General features: G+C 57.4%; 1 protein-coding gene. It reads right to left on the reverse strand.

The features are described from left to right. Positions 1 to 8: 8 nt before the first annotated feature. A protein-coding gene (locus C722_RS0100225; RefSeq protein ID WP_085982656.1) for an IS3 family transposase occupies positions 9 to 1171 on the reverse strand; the annotation gives its coding sequence in 2 pieces (ribosomal slippage) (positions 9 to 916 and positions 916 to 1171; 1164 coding nt in all). Positions 1172 to 1234 lie beyond the last annotated feature (63 nt).

Consider the following 1234-nt stretch of genomic DNA (forward strand, 5'->3'; position numbering starts at 1 on the left):
TGTAGTGGTCAACCCATCCCGGACAGTGGGTTAAGTTTTTCTTCGGCCACCGCAGGCGGTAGCCCATCGTTGAATTGATGCGGCCTGATCCAGTTGTAGCGGTGCATCAGGTAATGACTGATGTCCCGTTGGGCCTCCTGAGCTGTCAGGTAACCGGTCTGTGGAATCCACTCCGATTTCAAACTGCGGAACAATCGCTCCATCGGCGAGTTATCCCAGCAGTTGCCCCGGCGGCTCATGCTCTGTTCCATCCGATATCGCCACAACCGTTGCCGAAACAGGCGGCTAGCGTATTGGCTGCCCTGATCGGAATGAAACAGTACCTGCTGCGGTTTGCCACGCTGTTCGTAGGCCATGTCCAGCGCCTTGATCACCAACTCAGCATCCGGCTTGGCAGAAATCGCCCAGCCGACTACTCGTCTTGTATGCAGATCCAACACCGCCGCTAAGTAATGCCAGCGACCTTGTGCCCAGATGTAGGTGATGTCGCCGCACCACACCTGATTGGGGCGCTCAGTGGTGAACTCGCGGTTCAGCCGGTTCGGGATATCTGGTCGCTCAACCGTAGCCTGCTTGTATGCGTGCGAGCCTGGCTGCTTGCTGACCAAGCCCAACTCACGCATCAACCGACGCACACGAAAACGGCCAATGCTGACGCCATCCTCACGCAGCATACCCAGAATGCTGCGACTGCCAGCCGAGCCTCGACTCTGGTTGAACAGCTGGTTAACCTGACTGCGCAGTGCAACGCGGCATGCATCAACACGGCAGCGTCGAAGCCGATGGGCGTAGTAGCAAGACCGCACCACGCCGAAGGCTGAACAGACCACTTCCACCGACTCCCGCTCACTTAACTGGTCTATCAGCGCGTACGATTGAACTCGTCCGACATCAAGAGAGCGGTAGCCTTTTTTAGGATCGCTTTCTCCCGTTCCAGTCGGTCGATCCTGGCTTCCAGCTCCTGGATTTTCTGCTGTTCGGGCGTCAGTGCTTTGCTCTTCGGGGTAACGCCCACGCGCTCCTCTTGAAGCTGTTTTACCCAACGGCGCAGGGCCGACTCAACCACTCCCAGTGAACGAGCTGCTTCGATATGGCTGTAGCCCTGATCGAGCACCAGGCAGGCGGCCTCTCGTTTGAACTCGGGCGTAAAGGAACGACGTTGCTTGGTCATCAGACACCTCTCTATGGCGAGCATTCTCGCCCTAAATGGGTGTCCGGAATCAGTAGACCACTA

The sequence above is a fragment of the Pseudomonas sp. 313 genome, from assembly GCF_000316965.1.
GTDB lineage: Bacteria > Pseudomonadota > Gammaproteobacteria > Pseudomonadales > Pseudomonadaceae > Chryseomonas > Chryseomonas benzopyrenica.